Origin of the sequence: Iodobacter sp. BJB302 (assembly GCF_002735645.1) — a bacterium.
In the GTDB taxonomy this organism is placed as follows: Bacteria; Pseudomonadota; Gammaproteobacteria; order Burkholderiales; family Chitinibacteraceae; genus Iodobacter.
Genome location: NZ_PDZG01000057.1, coordinates 12,890 through 30,870 on the forward strand (window position 1 = coordinate 12,890; position 17,981 = coordinate 30,870).

Annotated in this window: 18 protein-coding genes; 14 read left to right on the top strand and 4 right to left on the bottom strand. The window is 49.4% G+C overall.

Annotated features, from left to right (window positions below; all coding sequences use genetic code 11):
• Positions 1-4: 4 nt before the first annotated feature.
• The 11 genes from CSQ88_RS16490 (at position 5) to CSQ88_RS16535 (ending at position 10,080) form a co-directional block, all read left to right on the top strand.
• Positions 5-946, top strand: a complete 942-nt coding sequence (locus CSQ88_RS16490; protein ID WP_099399180.1) for a sodium-dependent bicarbonate transport family permease — start codon at positions 5-7, stop codon at positions 944-946.
• Positions 943-1,254 (top strand): P-II family nitrogen regulator, encoded by a 312-nt coding sequence (locus CSQ88_RS16495; RefSeq protein ID WP_099399181.1) that lies wholly within the window; start codon positions 943-945, stop codon positions 1,252-1,254. Before CSQ88_RS16490 ends, CSQ88_RS16495 begins: the two co-directional genes overlap by 4 nt.
• Positions 1,251-2,327, top strand: a complete 1,077-nt coding sequence (locus tag CSQ88_RS16500; RefSeq protein ID WP_218963126.1) for an AI-2E family transporter — start codon at positions 1,251-1,253, stop codon at positions 2,325-2,327. Before CSQ88_RS16495 ends, CSQ88_RS16500 begins: the two co-directional genes overlap by 4 nt.
• 85 nt (positions 2,328-2,412) lie before the next feature.
• Positions 2,413-4,356, top strand: coding sequence for a helicase-related protein (locus CSQ88_RS16505; RefSeq protein ID WP_099399182.1), 1,944 nt, complete (start codon positions 2,413-2,415; stop codon positions 4,354-4,356).
• A 71-nt stretch (positions 4,357-4,427) separates the two neighbouring features.
• Complete coding sequence (locus tag CSQ88_RS23030; protein WP_180273691.1) at positions 4,428-4,583, top strand: hypothetical protein; 156 nt, start codon at positions 4,428-4,430, stop codon at positions 4,581-4,583.
• 324 nt (positions 4,584-4,907) lie between these two features.
• Positions 4,908-6,704 (top strand): diguanylate cyclase, encoded by a 1,797-nt coding sequence (locus CSQ88_RS16510; RefSeq protein WP_180273692.1) that lies wholly within the window; start codon positions 4,908-4,910, stop codon positions 6,702-6,704.
• A gap of 36 nt (positions 6,705-6,740) precedes the next feature.
• Positions 6,741-7,226 (top strand): TIGR02281 family clan AA aspartic protease, encoded by a 486-nt coding sequence (locus tag CSQ88_RS16515; RefSeq protein ID WP_099399184.1) that lies wholly within the window; start codon positions 6,741-6,743, stop codon positions 7,224-7,226.
• A gap of 99 nt (positions 7,227-7,325) precedes the next feature.
• Positions 7,326-8,450 carry a glycosyltransferase gene (locus CSQ88_RS16520; protein WP_099399185.1) on the top strand — a complete coding sequence of 375 codons (1,125 nt, stop codon included), beginning with the start codon at positions 7,326-7,328 and terminating at the stop codon, positions 8,448-8,450.
• Positions 8,441-8,917, top strand: coding sequence for a hypothetical protein (locus tag CSQ88_RS16525; RefSeq protein ID WP_099399186.1), 477 nt, complete (start codon positions 8,441-8,443; stop codon positions 8,915-8,917). Before CSQ88_RS16520 ends, CSQ88_RS16525 begins: the two co-directional genes overlap by 10 nt.
• Positions 8,918-9,472, top strand: a complete 555-nt coding sequence (locus CSQ88_RS16530) for a dual specificity protein phosphatase family protein (RefSeq protein ID WP_099399187.1) — start codon at positions 8,918-8,920, stop codon at positions 9,470-9,472.
• A gap of 11 nt (positions 9,473-9,483) precedes the next feature.
• Complete coding sequence (locus CSQ88_RS16535) at positions 9,484-10,080, top strand: SRPBCC family protein (RefSeq protein ID WP_099399188.1); 597 nt, start codon at positions 9,484-9,486, stop codon at positions 10,078-10,080.
• A gap of 49 nt (positions 10,081-10,129) precedes the next feature.
• On the opposite strand, the gene CSQ88_RS16540 is transcribed toward CSQ88_RS16535, so the two are convergent.
• Positions 10,130-11,017, bottom strand: a complete 888-nt coding sequence (locus tag CSQ88_RS16540; RefSeq protein WP_099399189.1) for a LysR family transcriptional regulator — start codon at positions 11,015-11,017, stop codon at positions 10,130-10,132.
• 92 nt (positions 11,018-11,109) lie between these two features.
• Between CSQ88_RS16540 and mdtH the strand changes: the two genes are divergently transcribed.
• A complete protein-coding gene (gene mdtH / locus CSQ88_RS16545) occupies positions 11,110-12,324 on the top strand; it encodes a multidrug efflux MFS transporter MdtH (RefSeq protein WP_099399190.1) in 1,215 nt (404 codons plus the stop codon).
• Positions 12,325-12,629: 305 nt separating this feature from the next.
• Complete coding sequence (locus tag CSQ88_RS16550; protein WP_099399191.1) at positions 12,630-13,940, top strand: dicarboxylate/amino acid:cation symporter; 1,311 nt, start codon at positions 12,630-12,632, stop codon at positions 13,938-13,940.
• 86 nt (positions 13,941-14,026) lie between these two features.
• Here the strand turns inward: CSQ88_RS16550 and CSQ88_RS16555 are convergent, their stop codons facing one another.
• The 3 genes from CSQ88_RS16555 to CSQ88_RS16565 are packed head-to-tail and all read right to left on the bottom strand — an operon-like array spanning position 14,027 to position 16,942.
• The gene (locus CSQ88_RS16555; RefSeq protein WP_099399192.1) at positions 14,027-15,394 is read right to left on the bottom strand and encodes an NAD(P)(+) transhydrogenase (Re/Si-specific) subunit beta; all 1,368 of its coding nucleotides are present in this window, start codon (positions 15,392-15,394) and stop codon (positions 14,027-14,029) included.
• Positions 15,394-15,747 (bottom strand): proton-translocating transhydrogenase family protein, encoded by a 354-nt coding sequence (locus CSQ88_RS16560; protein ID WP_099399193.1) that lies wholly within the window; start codon positions 15,745-15,747, stop codon positions 15,394-15,396. The genes CSQ88_RS16555 and CSQ88_RS16560 overlap by 1 nt, the downstream gene beginning before the upstream one ends.
• A 10-nt stretch (positions 15,748-15,757) precedes the next feature.
• Positions 15,758-16,942 carry a Re/Si-specific NAD(P)(+) transhydrogenase subunit alpha gene (locus tag CSQ88_RS16565; RefSeq protein WP_099399194.1) on the bottom strand — a complete coding sequence of 395 codons (1,185 nt, stop codon included), beginning with the start codon at positions 16,940-16,942 and terminating at the stop codon, positions 15,758-15,760.
• 457 nt (positions 16,943-17,399) lie between these two features.
• Between CSQ88_RS16565 and CSQ88_RS16570 the strand changes: the two genes are divergently transcribed.
• Positions 17,400-17,723 carry a DUF2325 domain-containing protein gene (locus CSQ88_RS16570; RefSeq protein WP_099399198.1) on the top strand — a complete coding sequence of 108 codons (324 nt, stop codon included), beginning with the start codon at positions 17,400-17,402 and terminating at the stop codon, positions 17,721-17,723.
• Positions 17,724-17,981 lie beyond the last annotated feature (258 nt).

Genomic DNA, 17,981 nt, shown 5'->3' on the forward strand with positions numbered 1-17,981 from the left:
AAAGATGATGGATGTGGTTGTTTTATTCTTTTTGTTTGGCCTGGCGGCGGGTTTGCTGCGTTCGGAATTGAAGCTGCCCGTCGCTCTGTATGAATCCCTTTCTGTTTTTCTGCTTGTGGCCATCGGTTTAAAAGGTGGGCAAGGTCTTGCTTCTCAACCCCTTGCACCCTTACTGCCACAGCTTTTGGCTGTGGTGGTGCTGGGGGTTTTGCTCACCTTTATTGCCTTTTTTATCCTGAAGGTTATTGGCCGTTTTTCACGTGCCGATGCGTCTTCAATGGCTGCACACTATGGCTCGGTCAGCGTTGCGACTTTTGCCGTGGGTGTGAACTGGCTGATGACGCGGGATGTTCCGTTTGAATCACAGATGACCATTTTTTTGGCGGTGATGGAGATCCCCGCCATTTTAGTGGGCATTGTGCTGGCGCGCGGGATAGGCAGGCAAACGCGCTGGGGCGAGCTGGCGCATGAAGCATTGCTTGGTAAAGGCGTGACTTTATTACTGGGTGGGATGCTGATCGGCTGGGCTGCTGGCCCGGAAGGCCTTGCGCCGGTTAAGCCCTTGTTTTTTGATTTGTTTAAGGGTGTGCTGGCCCTGTTCTTGCTGGAAATGGGGCTGATAGTGAGTCATCAGGTGGATGAGCTTAAAAAGCGGGGACTGTTTATCCTGGTATTTGCAATACTAATGCCGCTTACAGGGGCAGCCTTAGGGGCAGGTACCGGCATTTTGCTGGGTTTATCTGCTGGTGGCATCACCTTACTGGCTACGCTGGCTGCAAGTGCTTCATATATTGCCGTGCCCGCTACGATGCGCCTTGCCATTCCTGAGGCCAGCCCGGTTGTTTCTTTGGCCGCTGTACTGGGCGTTACTTTCCCTTTCAATATTGTGATTGGGATTCCTCTTTATCATCAGCTTGCCCTTTTTCTGACCGGAGCCACAGGATGAGTTTGAATACACAGGCACGCACACTATTAACCGTGGTTACAGAGGCCGCTATAGAGCAGGTGCTGGTGCGTGATTTAGACCGGCTTGGCGTGCGTGGCTATACCATTTCGGATGCGCGTGGCCGGGGCAGCCATGGGGTCAGGGAAGGAGCATGGACAAAGTCTGCCAATATCCGCATTGAAATGATTTCACCACGGGCCATTGCAGAATCCACATTATTACACCTGCAAACGCATTATTTTGCCAATTACGCCATGGTGGCCTTTTTGCAGGATGTTGAAGTTATACGATCGGAAAAATTTGAATGATGCGGGAGCTCACCACCAATCCCCTGGCAAAGCGCGTGCTGCTTGTGATGTTCCTCGGGGTGCTGGGGCTGGCGGTGTCTGTTGTATTAACGCCTTTTATTATTCCCATGTTGTGGGCGGGCATTTTAGGTTTTTCAACATGGCCTTTGTATCTCTGGCTGTTAAAGAAAACGGGAAAAAGACAAACAGCCTCCGCCTTGCTGCTGACGTTACTGATGTCGGCTTTGGTCGTGTTTCCTGTGCTCTGGTTGTTGTTTTTACTCAGGGCAGAAAGCAGCCCCTTGCTTGATTTACTCACCGCAGAGCTTGGATCGGGGCGGCTCAGGCCACCTGCATTTATAAGCAAGTTGCCCATTTTTGGGGCTGAGCTGAGTGCGTCGCTCGGCGCTTTACTGGCAGAGCCGGCACAAATCAGCTTCGAACTTAAAAATCATTTACGTCAGCTGGATGCCTATGCGTTTGCATTATTGGGCGGCATCGGCAAAAACATCATAAAAATGGTTTTTGCCTTGTTTACGCTCTTTTTTGTGTATTTACATGGCGATAGTGTGGCGCGGCAAATCCGTACCATCTGTATTTCTTTATTGGGCGAGCGGGCTGGCGGCTATTTAAAAACGGTTGCTTTAACTACGCGGGCGGTGGTGTATGGCATTGTGCTGACAGCGCTGATTCAGGGGGCTGTGGCAGGTTTAGGCTATTGGGCGGCGGGCCTGTCTGCCCCGGTTACCCTGGCGGCGGTGACGGTATTACTGGCCATGGTGCCTTTTGGTACGCCGCTGGTATGGGGCGCTGCGGGTTTGTGGTTGCTCTTTACCGGACAAACTGCGGCGGGAATAGGGCTGCTGCTTTGGGGCGTCTTGGTTGTTTCTTGGGTGGATAATATTGTCCGGCCTTTGGTTTTGTCAGAGGTTGTGAATATCCCGTTTATTCTGGCGCTGTTTGGTGTGCTGGGCGGCTTAGCTGCTTTTGGTCTGGTTGGCTTGTTTTTAGGCCCAGTGATTCTGGCGGTTGCACTGGCAGTGTGGAGGGAATGGCTGGATGACGAAAATGCTTTGCCCAATCCGCCTTCTTAATCTGTCTTCATCGGCATTGAAGGGGCTACTGTATACTTCTGACTAAGGCGTTCAGCCATTTTTGACCTCGAATACAGTAGACCTTATGACCGACTCTCTCAGTGATGCTCCAGAAATTTCCTTAATTCATGATTACCTGCACACGTATCACGCCACACTGGTGACCACCGATGGTTGCTATGCGGTTTCTGTGCAGGGTGAAATCATCGTTAATGGTCTGCATATTCCCTATCACCTGGTGCCGGACGAGGGTTTTTTAGGTAAGAGCGCTAAGTGGCGCAAGCTCGATAGTGCCGCGCGTTTTGCCATGCTTAAATCCCGCTGGAATGATGAGGCCCGCGCCAAATTAGAAGCGCAGCTTATGCTCTGTGCTGAGCAAGTGCTGGTGATTGCCAGGGATTTTGATCTCGATCCCACCGCAACGCTGTCGGCATTTCAAGCCAAATACGAGCTGGCACGTTTCCGTTGCCAGCTGGCGCTGGATCGGATAGCCGCGCTGAAAGGCGGCAAAGCGGCCACCCGCCAGGCGGATAAAACCCATAACGCAGTGAATTTATCGCTATACCCCGAATCATTTACCGTGGCACAAGCCATGCCACGGCACTTTATTGCCATTCTTGGGCCGACTAATTCGGGTAAAACCCACGCGGCCATGCAGCATCTGATGAAAGCCAAATCCGGTGTGTATTTAGCGCCGCTGCGTTTGCTGGCTTTGGAAAATTACCGCCGTTTAACGGATGCCGGTGTAGCGGTCAGCCTGATTACCGGCGAGCAAAGAAAGCTGCACCCCGAAGCCACCCATGTGGCCAGCACGGTAGAAATGCTCAACCCCAACCGGGTGGTTGAAGTGGCGGTGATCGATGAAATTCAACTTTTAGAAGATCAGGACCGTGGTGCAGCCTGGACGGCCGCCGTGTGTGGTGTGCCCGCCAGCACCGTGTATTTGCTCGGTGCGCTGGAGGCGCAGCCTGCGATTGAATCCCTGGTCAAGCGGGTGGGCGGCACATTAGAAGTACGCAAACTACAGCGTATGTCACCGCTGGAAATGGAGAAAAAACCGCTCGGCTCTTTGTCTAATTTGCAGGCAGGTGATGTGCTGATTGCGTTTTCGCGCCGTGAAGTACTGAACTGGCGTGATCAGGCGATTGAGCAGGGCTTTAAAGTGTCGGCAATTTACGGCAATTTATCCCCGGAAGTACGCCAGGCACAGGCCGAGCGATTTATCGACGGTGAGACAAAAATTGTTGTGGGCACCGACGCCATCGGCATGGGCCTGAATACGCCTGCCAGACGGATTATTTTTACCACCGCCAATAAATGGGATGGCTACGCCGAAGGCACGATTGCCGCCTCGCTGGCAAAGCAGATTGCCGGGCGGGCCGGGCGTTTTGGCGAGCATGAAACAGGCTTTGTGGCTGGGCTGGACGCTAAAACACATCAGATGATTGCCGCTTTACTTAAGGAAGCGCCAGAGCCATTGCCCGGTACCGGTTTCTTTGTGTCGCCAAATCTGGATTATCTGCAGCAGATTTCTGCCGCAACGGGCGAAACCAAGTTGCAACCCCTGCTTGAGCTGTTTGCCAAGCATATTAATGTGCACGATGAATTCTTTCTGCCTGCCAATTTAAGCGAGCAAATCGAAAAAGCCCGCTGGCTGGATACGCTGGTTTTATCTTTGAATGATCGCTTTGTATTCAGCCTTTGCCCCATCTCCACCAAGTTTGCCATGCTGGAATCGGCATTCAAAGACTGGACGCAAGCCCGCGCCAAACGCCGTGCCGCGCCCTTATTGCGCATGGATGGCATGGGTGGGCGCAATGAATTGCAATATCTGGAAGACACTTGCAAGCTGTATTCTGCCTATGCATGGCTGGGGTTCAGAATGCCGGATACCTTCCCGAGCGGTGAAATGGCCGAGTCTTTAATGCAATCGACTTCCGAGCAAATCGATAAGCTCTTACAAAAGCAAAACACCAGCCGCAAACCGGCTAAGGTGGGCAAAGCTCGGCGTGGCGCTTGGACCAAATAGCCTGAGCAAAGTAGGGGGCGCAATGCCTCCTGCTGCTTCACGAGTACTCGCTAGGAATGCCTCTGGCGGCCTTGGATATAACTTCCGCCGGTGGTTGGATTGCCGGTGTTGAAGCACTTTTATTTCCCATTTCTGTATCTAGGTTTTCTATTGCTTTCTTAGTGCCAGAACGCCTGCACGCCTTTGCCGCAATCATTGCCATCAATCAGCACTATGGCTGCCCATAAAACATCAGATTACTTTTTGCTGCATATATTTAAGAGCCTTTTGGGTGATGGGTTTTTATCGATAATCGAAAGATTTTTGTCAGTTTATTTCTGAATATAAGCGGTTAAATTTTTAGATTAATATGATTTTTATGTTCTAAAAAGTAAGAATAAAGACAGATAAATGTATGGATTTTTGCTATATTCATATAATCTGTCGCAGGACTGGAGTTCAGGCATGCTTTTTATAAAAATCAGACAATAAAAATGTTCAGGGTATTCGTTTTTTGTATTGTTTTTTTTCTTTCCCAAGCCTGGGCGGATGATGCTTCCCCGGCGTTTCTTGTGCAGCCAGACAGCAGTGGCGCCTATATCAACTCAAAGCTTGAATATTTTGTTGATACCTCAGAAACCATGGCGTTTGATGAGGTACGCAGCAAGGCTGATTTTGTATCGGCAGGCGGGCGTAATGTGCTGGCAAGAATTCGTCACCCTATCTGGTTTCGCTTAAAACTTGAGCGTGGCGCTGATGCGCCTGCACGCTGGTGGCTGGATTATCAGATTTTTAGCCCGGTTGAATTGCAGTTTTATTCACCGGATAAAAATGGCGAATATATTAAGCAAGTTTCAAAAAAATACGAGCCCTTTTCTGCCCATCCATCTTATGGCAGGCCTTTTTTTTACCCGATCACATTTAATGATCAGCAAAGTATGGTGATTTACTGGCGCTCGGTATCGCACAGTGCATTTATTTTTCCTGTCAGAATATGGCAGCAGGAAAAATGGATTGATTTAACCTTAACTGAATATCTTTTATATGGATTACTGCTTGGCATTATGTTCGGGCTGTCTGTATATAACTTATTTATTTATCTAAGAATAAGAGATAGCATGTTTTTGCTGTATTTCTTTGCCATTGTCAGTTATATGTTTTATTCAGTAAATATTAATGGCCTTGATTTAAATATATTGTGGTCTACTTCATTTCACAGATTTAAAGGTTTGTCTTCCTGCATTACAGCAACGGCAGGTATTTTTTCTGTGCTTTTTGCTATTTCCCTGCTGGGTAATTTAAAAAGAAGAAAATGGTTCAGCTACACTTTATATGGTGTGGTTGCCATTTATTTATCCGCTATTGGCCTGGTTTTTGCGGGGCAATATTCATGGGCGGAGTTGCTCACACAATGGGCGGGAGGAGTATGGCTGCCGCTGGTATTGGGTATGTCTGCTTATCTTAGTTATTTAGGATCGGTCTGGGCAAGATGCTATTTAATAGGGGAAGGGCCAACATTAGTGGGCAGCACTTTGTTGGTATTATTAACTCAGGGCGTGATCGAAGCGGATCGGTTTAATACGACTTTTTACTTTGTGGCGGGTGCGTGGAGCGCCATTATGTTTTCACAGGCTTTGGCTGAAAAAGTAAACAGCCTTAAAAAAGCGGCTACCGCTGCGTTAAATATGGCCGTTACAGAGAAAACCGCACGCTTGAAAGAGGCTGAGCAATATCAGGTTTCTTTAGAAGAAAAAGTAAAACAAAGAACAAAAGAATTATCGCTTGAAATATTGCTTCATCAGCAAACCTTAGAGCAATTACGTGAAAGCCAGAGTAAATTAGAAGAAATGGCCTACAGCGATTCATTAACCGGCCTGCCTAACCGGCGGATGTTTCAGGATCGCTTATTACAGGCCTATACCCGGGCACAGCGTCAGGGCAGCCAGTTTGCGCTGGCGCTGATTGATTTAGACCATTTTAAGCGGATCAACGATAGCCTGGGTCATGGTGTGGGTGATCAGCTTTTACAAATTGTGGCGCAGCGCTTAAATGCGGCATTACGTCATAGTGATACGGTTGCACGCTTAGGCGGTGATGAATTTGCCATGATTCTGACAGCTCCAATCTGCCAGGAAGATGCAATCAGTATTTGTCAGCGGCTTTTATCCAGTTTTGATGGGCCTTTGCTGATTGAAAACCATCAGGTTCAGACAGGCATGAGTATCGGCCTTGCCTGGTTTCCTGATGATGGCCGTGATATGGATGAGCTGATTGGCTCGGCCGACGTGGCGCTATATCAGGCAAAAGCGGCGGGCCGGCATCGCCTGAGTTATATCGGTCATGTTACCGGATCAAATTTGCATCAATAGCTTGTAGTATGTGGTTTTTGTGTTTTAGGGAAGGGTATGCGCTCGACGTTTTCAATTGTTGTGGTGTGGTTAATGGTTGCGGTGGGTATTTACTGGGGATTTAATGTTTTTCTGGCGCATCAATATAATCCAAATACACGTACGTTTTTAGCTGGGCAGGGGCAGGAATTAACGTTGCAGCGCTCCAGAGACGGGCATTTTCGCTTAAATGGCAATATCAATGGTCAGCCTGTAGTTTTGCTGATTGATACCGGGGCCACAACCTTAACGATGAGTGCCGCTCTGGCAGAGCGCTTAAAATTAAAGCCAGGCCAGCCTTATATTTCGCAAACGGCTAATGGCGAGGTGAAGGGCTATTTGTCCAGTATTGATCAGCTTTCATTTGGTCCTTTTGAATTTAATCATCTGACTGTGGGGGTAGTGCCGCAGCTGGGTGATGAAATTTTATTAGGGATGAATGTGATTAAACGTTTTGATATGACATTAAAAGGCGAGCAGATGATTCTGAAAATGAATCGCTGATTGCGGTGATTGTTTATATAGTGTGTACTGGTTATTTTCAGCGCTTCAATATCAGTGCTATGTTTGCTTACCCTCTTTTGAATAAGTATATTAAAGCTTATGAAAAAAATATTATTACTGAGCGTTTCGGCAGGAGCCGGGCATGTACGTGCGGCTGAAGCTATTCGTGCTTATGCCCATCTGGGTGATACACCGCTGGAAGTGGTTCATTTAGATGTGATGCAATATGTAACGGCGGGGTTCAGAAAGTTATATACCGATTTTTATATCAAGCTGGTCAATAATGCGCCTGCATTATGGGGCTATTTATATAATTTCACTAATGATGCTCAGGCTGATAGCTCTATAGAAAAACTGCGTAAAAAACTGGAGCGGATGAATGCGCGTGCATTATTAAAAGAAATTGCAGCGTTTAATCCGGATGCCATTATTTGCACGCACTTTTTGCCCGCAGAAATCTTATCCAGGCTGCTGAGTAAAGGTGTTGTGGATTACCCGGTCTGGGTGCAGGTGACGGATTTTGATTTGCACAGAATGTGGGTGCATGAAGGCATGGCAGGTTATTTTGCTGCAAATGAGGAAGTGGCTTTTCGCATGCAGGCGCAAGGGATTGCTGCTGAGAAAATCAGCGTAAGTGGTATTCCGATTATGCCAGGCTTTGCAGCGGTAGCCAGCCGTGAGGAGTGCGCTGCAGAGTTTGGCTTGGATGCCAAACGCACAACTATTTTACTCATGGGTGGCGGCGCAGGTCTCGGGAGTCTGGATACCATTGCGGCGCGATTGCTGACGCTGGAAGGCGATTTCCAGCTGATTGTGATGGCAGGTAAAAATGAGGTGGCTTTAGCGGCATTGCAGGTATTGTCTTTGCGCTATCCTGGCCGTGTATTGCCACAGGGCTTTACTCATAAAGTAGAGCGGCTGATGGCATGCGCTGATTTGGTGGTGACCAAACCCGGTGGCCTGACGACATCCGAATGCCTGGCAATGGGGCTGCCTATGATTGTGAATGCGCCGATTCCGGGGCAGGAAGAACGCAATGCGGATTTTTTATTAGAGCAAGGCGTGGCGCTGAAAGCGTTTGATGCGGTGACTTTAGAATATCGGATCCGATATTTATTAGACAATCCCGCCAGGCTGGCCGAAATGAGCACAAAAGCACGTGCTCTGGGGCGGGCCGCCGCAGGCCGGCAGGTGCTTGAAGCGGTGCTGGCCAAATGCCCATAAACAAGCAATGGCTGGCCAATGGCTTAACCGTGTTTTGGGTTGCTCTGCTGGGCCTCTTTTTTGCGCAGGTAGAAATTCAGATTGAAGGTGCGGCAGGCTGGGCCGCTGCCTTGCCGACCTGGCGTATAGAAAAACACTGGTTGCTGGATATCTTTTGGGGCGGCAGGCCCATGACGGGCTATCACGCATGGGTGTTTCCATTTGTGGCCTTGTTTTTTCACTTCCCGTTTTTCTTTATGCAGCAATGGTCGCTCAGGCTGGAATTACGTGCGCTGGCCTCGATTATGTTTTTTTGGATTGTGGAAGATTATCTCTGGTTTGTTTTAAACCCGGCTTATGGGATTCATCATTTCAGCCCTGCTTATATTCCATGGCATAAAAATTGGTTCTGGTTTGCACCTGTTGATTATTGGACTTTCTTGTTCGGCGCCGGGCTGCTGTTTTATTTTTCTTTCAAAAAAGGCTGAATGATGTTGAATGCAGTATTTAAATTATTAGTCTTGATGTGTTTAGTCTTGCCAGTCTGTGCAGCAGAGCCAGCACGTAAAGCCGAATGGGCCGAGCCTGTTGAGCAATCGGCCAATTTATTCAGAATAACCCCACAGTTTTATCGCAGCGCGCAGCTGGGTGTTAAAGATGTGGCGCTGATTCAGTCTTTAGGCGTGAAGACTGTGGTGAGTTTGCGTGCCTTTCATTCGGATCAGAAAATATTAAAAGACACGGGGCTGAAATCGATTCGTGTGCCGATGAATACATGGGATATTGAAGATAAAGAAGTGATTGCCGCTTTACGTGCAATAAAGCAGGCAGAGGGGCCGGTTTTATTGCATTGCCTGCATGGCGCGGATCGTACGGGCTTGATTTCGGCAATGTACCGCATTCTTTATCAGGGCTGGAGCAAAGAGCAGGCGCTGGATGAATTAATGAATGGTGCTTATGGCTATCACTCAATGTGGACCAATATTCCAAAATATTTAAATGCTGTAGATATCGAAAAAATTCGTCTTGCTGTTGAAAAATAAAAGAGCTGTTTATGCCTGATAAATTATTACTGAGCGTGTTATTTGCCCTCGCTATACCTGCAGTCGCTGCGCAGGGGATTGATGTCAATGCGCTAACAGAGCAGCAGGTGACGATGGTTGATCAGAGTAAGGCAGATCAGGCGGGTAAAACCTTTCTGGCCGCTACGCTGATGAATGCACCCGTGCAAAAAGTGTGTGCGGTGATCCAGAATTATGCGGATTATCCAAGCTTTATGCCTAATGTAGCTAAGGTAAAGGTGGCCACAGCTGGGGATGATAGCCCGGTGCTGGATATGACCTTACATTTACCACTGGGCAAGGTTAAAAAGTATCGTTTAAAGATGACCCCCAAGCAGGGCGCTCAACAATGCCAGCTTTCATGGAAAATGTTGCCGTGGGAAGGTTTAAAAGCCGATGAAACCATTGCCGATACTTCCGGCTATTGGCTGATCACGCCGTCTGCTGCTAACCCGGCTAAAACGGTGGTTAAATATTTTGTATTTACTGATCCTGGCCCCGTGCCGATGGGTCTGGGCTGGATTGTGGATAGCTTAAGCAAAGACAGCATTCCCAAAATGCTGGATGCCCTCAGAAATAAACTGAAGTAAATGGATTTGCTGGTCAGTTAATTTGAAAAAACTGTAGCTGGGCTGAAGGCTATGCCCAATCCGCAGCCATCGCTCTGACCGTATCAATCACCAGCTGCTTACTCACATCGCTACGCTTGCCGCTGCGCCAAGCCATCATCACTTCCCATTCCCAAAGCGGCAAATCGCTGATGGCAAGCTTAATCAGCCGCCCTTCACGTAAATCCCGTTTTACGGCGACTTCTGGCATAAACGTTAAAAAGCCATGCTCCATGGCCATTTCACGCGCGGCACTGGCGGGTTGAATGGCGTGAATCGGGCCGCTGGCGCTGCGTAAGCTGCGCAGCTGATTGATCAGCTGATCACAGCCATCACCCCAAAACTGTGGTGCCAGTTGCTCGTTGGCAATATCGGCAAGCGTCAAAGCGCCGGATTTTGCGAGCAGGTGGCGTTTATGCACCACGGCAATAATGGGCGATCGCCAGATGCGCTCCATTTGAATACCTGCCACGGCGGGGCATTTAAGAATAAAGCCGAACTGCGCCTTGCTGCTGAGCAGGTTTTCCATAATGGTTTGCGAGTGATCGGTGCTGCAGCGGATCTCCATCGGCGCTTTGGCGAGCGCCACCAAGATAGGGCCAAATACCACGGAAGCTAAAGAGGGCATACAGGCCAGTGTCATTCTGGGCAGGGCGGGTGCGCCCTGGATGGCTGTTCTGCCTGCTTCCAGCGTGGCGAGCGCTTCTTGTACGGCGGGTAAAAAAGACATGCAGGCCGCCGTTGGAATCGCGCCCCGGCGGTGGCGCTGAAATAATTGCGCGCCAAGATCGGCCTCCAGCAAGCCAACCCGCTGGCTGACCTGGGGCTGTGACCAGCCACGCCTTGCTGCTGCCTGACTAAAGCTGCCACAAGCCACAATATCGATTAGCAATTGCAAGTCATCAATATTCAGAGCCATAAGTTAAATCCATATTAAATATTAGCAGTTCACGGCTTCTATAATAACTGGCCGCAGCCGAGAATATGCATTAATCATCAGGGAGATGCAAAATGGCTGGGGCAGAGCGGGCAAGGCGGCTGGGGCGGCGTTTTATTATGCTGGACAATATGCTGGGTGTTTGTGGGTTTTTTCTGGTTTTCCCCTTAATCAGCCTGCATTTTGTGGATCAGCTGGGCTGGGCAGCAGCGGCTGTTGGGCTGGCTTTGGGCATCAGGCAATTATCTCAGCAGGGCCTGGGCCTGCTTGGCGGCTCTTTAGCGGATCGTTTTGGGGCCAGGCCATTGATTGTGTCGGGTATGTTGCTGCGTGCCGCGGGTTTTGCCGTCATGGCCGTGGCGACTCATCCTGGGATTCTGATTTTTTCCTGTGTTTTATCGGGTCTTGGCGGCACCTTGTTTGATCCGCCAAGGAGCGCGCTGATTATTAAATTAACCCGCCCGCATGAGCGCAACCGTTTTTATTCCTTACTGATGATGCAGGAAAGCGCAGGTGCCATGCTCGGGGCTTTACTGGGCTCGTGGCTGCTGGCGTTTGATTTTTTCTGGGTAGGTATGGGCGGTTCAGCCGTCTTTGTGCTGGTGGGGCTGTTGAATGCGGTGTTTTTGCCCGCTTACAGGGTGGCTGCTAAAAAAACATCGGCAATAACAGCGATTCGTGTCGTTTTGGCCGATAAGCCTTTTCTCTTTTTTGTGTTTACCTTAAGCGGCTATTACGTGCTCTGTGTGCAAATTATGCTGCTCTTGCCGGTGGTGATTAAGCAGCTTGCGGGTACAGCACAAGCGGTAGGCTGGATGTATAGCCTTGATGCTGTACTTGCACTTTGCTTACTATATCCTTTGGCTCGTTTAGGAGAGCGTTACTTTAGTTTGCAGGTACGGGTATTGGCCGGCATTACGCTGATGACGGCCAGCATGGCCGCCATGGCCTTAGTGAGCGGTATCGTTGGGGCATTTGCGGTGCTGACGTTTTTTTATCTGGGCACATTAATTACCGAGCCGGCCAGAGAAGCACTATTGGCAAGCTTTGCACAATCAGAAGCGCGTGCCAGCTATATGGGCATGGGCCGTATCGGCCTCGCTGTTGGCGGGCTGTTTGGTTATACCGGCGGTGGTTTTTTGCTGGATAACGCCCGCAGCTTAAATATGCCGGAGCTGCCATGGCTGGTGCTGGCCATGATTGGAAGTGCAACACTTCTGGGTTTGTTTAAGCAGTTTTTCCCCTCCCGCAAAATACTGAGTCACTGGCTGAAAGCCCAGTCTGCATAAGTGTTTTGGCGGCATGTTTCAGCACAATTGAGTCGCTTGAAAGTGCCGCTTATCTTTTCTCTGTGTAAATAATGCACATGCTAATTAGTAAGACTTGCGGTGTAATGGCGTGAAATTTAAGGCGCATGGTGAGAATGAGAACTTTTCACCAATTAAAAATAGAAAACTAAGTAAGTTTCAGATCTGAATGGAATCCGCTCCCTGCGGTCTCTTTTTTAAAGAGACCTTATCATGCCGCCCGCTGAATAAGCAGGGTGGCCAGCCGTTTTGTACTGATTTGCTTGCTAAGAATACAGAGAGCTTTGATGCAGTCTAAAAATTTAACCCTGTTTATCGTCCTGGCCATGGTGCTGGGGATTATCTGTGGCTATGCAGTGAACCAATACGCGGATAACTCCGCATCACTGGCATCTTTTGCCTCTTATATATCGCTGCTTAGCGATATTTTCCTGCGCCTGATCAAAATGATTATTGCCCCGCTGGTGTTCTCAACACTGGTGGTAGGTATTGCCAGAATGGGCGATAGCGGTGCCATTGGCCGGATTGGTTTAAAGACCATGGGCTGGTTTATGTTTATGTCGCTGACCTCGCTGGTTTTGGGTTTGGTGATGGTGACGCTGCTGGAGCCGGGAGTGGGGCTGAATCTGGCCTTGCCTGCAGCGGGTACTGAGAGTGGCATCGTGAAAGGCGCGATGAATTTAAAAGACTTTTTGCACCATGCCTTCCCGACCAGCATTTTTGATGCAATGGCCAAGAATGAAATTCTGCAAATTGTTGTGTTCTCTATTTTCTTTGGTGTAGCGGGCGCAGCTTTAGGTGAGCGTGCCACACCTTTGATTGATGTGATCGATGTGGTTGCCCATGTCATGCTCAAGATCACTACCTACATCATGAATTTTGCACCCGTGGCTGTTTTTGCCGCGATGGCTGCCGTGATTGCCAAGGAAGGGATTGAAGTATTGGCGGTGTATGGCAAATTTGTGGCCGGTTTTTACGCAAGCATTTTTGTGTTGTGGTGCGTGATTACGCTATTGGGTTTCTTATTCCTTAAAACGCGTGTGTTTGGCTTATTACGCCGTATCCGCGGTGCCATCCTGCTGGCCTTTACCACTGCCAGCAGTGAAGCGGCTTACCCGCAAACGCTGGAGCAGCTGGAGAAATTTGGCTGTAATAAGAAAATTTCCAGCTTTGTATTGCCGATTGGTTACTCGTTTAACCTTGATGGCTCGATGATGTATTGCACTTTTGCCACGCTGTTTATTGCTCAGGCCTATGGTATTGAGCTGACGCTGATGCAAAAAATTATGATGCTGCTGATTCTGATGCTTACCTCAAAAGGCATGGCGGGCGTGCCGCGTGCATCTTTAGTGGTGATTGCCGCAACTCTGTCACAGTTTAATATCCCTGAAGCGGGCCTTTTGCTGATTTTGGGCGTGGATCATTTCTTAGATATGGGCCGCTCTGCCACCAATGTACTTGGTAATGCCGTGGCAACGGGTGTGGTTTGCAAATGGGAAAACGAGCTGGGCGCAGAGCAGGATGTCCTGCCGGAAGAGACAGAGCCTGAAGTTGCAGCTCAGCCCGCTCCTGTTTTGGATAAACCTGCGACGGTTTGATGGTTTGAGCGAGTAAATAAAACGGCCCGGATGATTTCCGGGCCGTTTTTGTTTGCGGGGACAAAAGTGTGCCCCCCCTGCAAAGCTTAATGCACCGCCTGCAGCATCTGTTCAACAACCTTTTTAGCGTCGCCAAACACCATCATGGTTCTGTCCATATAGAACAGATCGTTATCCAGCCCGGCGTAGCCTGCGTTCATTGAGCGTTTCACCACCATCACGGTTTTTGCTTTATAGGCCTCTAAAATCGGCATGCCGTAAATCGGGCTGGCCGGATCATTTTTGGCCGCAGGGTTAACCACATCGTTTGCGCCAATAATCAGTACCACATCGGCGGTGGAAAACTCGCTGTTGATTTCCTCCATTTCCACCACTTTGTCGTAAGGCACTTCGGCTTCGGCCAGCAGCACATTCATATGCCCTGGCATTCGGCCAGCAACAGGGTGAATGGCGTAGCGAACGTCCACGCCGCGCGCAGTCAGCAAATCACTTAGCTCTTGCAAGGCATGCTGGGCGCGGGAAACGGCTAAGCCGTAGCCGGGAACGATGATGACTTTTTCTGCGTTTTCCATCAGAAAGGCTGCATCGTCGGCACTGCCGGAGCGGTAGTTTTTCTGTGCTGATCCGGCAGGGCCAGCCTCGGCCACGGCGGCACCAAAGCCACCTAAAAGCACCGAGACGATAGAGCGATTCATGGCTTTACACATAATGTACGACAAGATTGCACCCGATGCGCCAACGCAGGCCCCGGCAATAATCAGTACAGGGTTATTCAGCGTAAAACCAATCCCTGCAGCCGCCCAGCCTGAATAAGAATTCAGCATCGACACCACCACCGGCATATCTGCACCGCCAATGGGAATAATCAGCAGCACGCCAAGAGCGAGTGCAATGCCAACCATAACCAGGAAAGCTGACTGGCTGTCTGCAAGCACATACATTGCGCCAAAACCCAGCATGGTAAGGGCAAGTACCAGATTTAAACCGTGCTGGCCCTTAAAGTTAATCGCCCTTGCGCCAAATTTGCCTGAAAGCTTGCCATAGGCAATCACTGAGGCGCTAAAGGTAATTGCACCAATAAATGCACCAATGAAAAGCTCGATTTCTTGCATGCTGCCGTGGCTGACGCCCAGATGAAAAATCGCAGCAATGGCAATCAGCACGGCAGAAAGGCCAACCAGAGAATGCATGGCCGCCACCAGCTCCGGCATGGCGGTCATAGCCACGGTTCTTGCTTTGTAAGCGCCCACCACGGCACCGGCCGACATGGCGGCTAAAATCAGCCAGACTACGGGCTTATCCGCTACAAAAAATGAGGTGACAACGGCAATGGCCATGCCGAGCATGCCAAATAAATTGCCTCGCCGGGCCGAAACAGGGGACGACAGGCCTTTAAGCGACAAAATAAATAGCACAGCCGAAACCAAATAAAGAATGGCAGTTAAGTTTTGCATTATTTGCCCTTCCTTTTAAACATCGCCAGCATGCGCTGTGTGACTAAAAACCCGCCAAAGATATTAATGCTGGCCAGAAAAATGGCCACAGCGCCCAGTACGCTGGTCACGCTGATTTCCTGAGCATTGATATCCACGACTTGCAGCATGGCACCCACCACAATAATGCCGCTGATGGCGTTGGTAACGGCCATCAGAGGGGTATGCAGGGCCGGGGTGACATTCCATACCACGTGATAACCCACAAAAATCGCCAGAATAAAAATAGTCAGGCTGCCAATAAAAGGGTCGGCAGCCAGCGCGTGGCTACTGGCCTCTGCAACGGCAGAGGCGGCTAAAGATTCAATCGACATGGCTTACTCCTTATGCGTTGGCAGTGGGTTGGCTTGTATGTGAGGCAATCGCGCCTTGTGCGTGAGCAGGGGCACGGCCAAATAATTGCTCGCCATGATGGCTGAGCAGCGTGGCTTTGATGATTTCATCGTCGCTATGCGGAGCATAAGCGCCCTCAGCATCTTGCAGCAGGCTTAAGAAAGTCAGCATATTGCGGGCATAGAGCGCGGAAGCATCGGCCGCCAGCAAGCTGGCCAGATTGCTGTGCCCCACAATAATGACGCCATTTTCGCTATGGACTACTTCATCACTCTTAGATAGCGGGCAATTACCGCCGCTGTCTACGGCCAGATCGATGATCACCGAGCCCGCTTTCATTCCAGCTACGGTTTCTGCCGGGATGAGTATCGGTGCTGCTTTGCCGGGAATTTGTGCCGTGCTGATGATGATGTCGGCAAGGCGTGCCTGGCTGTCTATAAGCAGGCTCTGGCGTAATTTGTAATCGTCAGACATCTCACGGGCGTAGCCGCCGGATGTTTCTGCGGCGGCTTTTTCATCGTTATTAAGTGCCACTTCAATGAATTTTCCTCCCAGTGACTCCACTTGCTCACGCGTAGCGGGGCGCACATCGAAAACTTCAACAATCGCCCCCAGCCTTTTTGCGGTGGCAATGGCTTGCAGCCCGGCCACCCCGGCCCCAAGAATCAGTACGCGCGCGGGCTTAACCGTGCCTGCCGCAGTCATCAGCATGGGCATAAAGCGCGGATAGTATTGTGTGGCCAGCAATACGGCACGATAGCCCGCAATATTGGCTTGCGAGGATAAAACATCCATGGATTGAGCACGGGTGATACGGGGAATCAGCTCCAGTGCATAGGCGCTGATTTGTTTGGCATTGAGTGCGTCTAAATGATCGTAGCGATGAATATCAAACAAGGCGACAAGGGCAGCACGTTCAGGGAGCAGTGGAAGTTCATGTGCCAGAGGGGCACGAACTTTAAGAATAAGTTGAGCGCCTTGGTAAAGCGCTGCTGGGTTTGGCGCAATTTCTGCACCGGCCTCGGTATAGGCGGTATCGGTAATGGCGGCGTGCTGGCCTGCCTTGCTCTCAACTCTGACGGTATGCCCGGCTTTAATCAGCTTTTTTATTGTCTCCGGCGTTGCAGCAACCCGGAATTCCCCGGGCAGCACTTCGGCGGGAATGGCAATTAACATATCTGTTTCCTCATGGTGATTAGGGCAATGGGCAAACAATGGAGGCTTATGTCAGTTTGAATATTGGCCTGTGTCAATAAGACCGCTTTTGATCTTATCGCAGTGCAACATTAATTTATTGAGAGACGTGTTGAATTTGTTTCAAGGTGTTGTATTTCATGTGAATGTGTCCTGTTTCTGCTTTGTTTTACTAGGTAATTCACCTTATATTTTACAAAAGGGCAGAGAAGGCTTAGGAGGAAAGACAGCTTGAAGGAGATCACTTTCAAATGCATGTATGAAAAAAATGACGTCTATATAAATGATTTATTTTGATTTTTTTATCGAAAGGACAAATGCGCAGCTGTTTACCTTACAGTTTGCATGCACTTACGATTGTTTTGTAATAAAAATGCTATTGATAATCATTATCAATTGTAGGAGAATCAATTTAACTTCTCTTAATCAAGGTCATGTGATGAATGCATATTTAGTTGGCGCAGATGTGCTGGGTAATATTCCCGAACTTTTGTCGAGCTATGGCATAAAAGTGCACAAACACGTTTCAGGGCGTAATGCCGCGCATCAGCGCAAGCCAGCCAGCTTAAAAGGCGCGGATCTCCTGATCTTGTTTACTGATTTTTTAAGCCACAATGTGATGCGTGCTTACCGTGAATTAGCCCATGAAGAAAATATCCGTTTTGTAGCCTGCCGCCGCTCTGTCTGTGCCTTGAGTCAGTCACTGGATAAAATCGAATGTACAAAACGCTGTGATACCTGCCCGAGCAGAAAGACGCATTAAGTTTATGGATTAGCCGTTTATGCAGTGCATCCCTTGCTGGGTCTGCGCTGCGTTGGCCTCTGTCTGCACCTTCGTAAGCGTTCATTCTTTCTGGCGCTTAGGGTATAAATAATGATGTAGTGCATAACTTTACCTGATTATGTCTCTTGCTCAATCTCCTTGCTCAAACCACTTAAAAGGCCTAAGGTGAACGAACGTTCTTTTGTGGAGTGGTCGTCATGGCAATCAACCCAATCCAGATGCAAAAGGGGCTGTCGC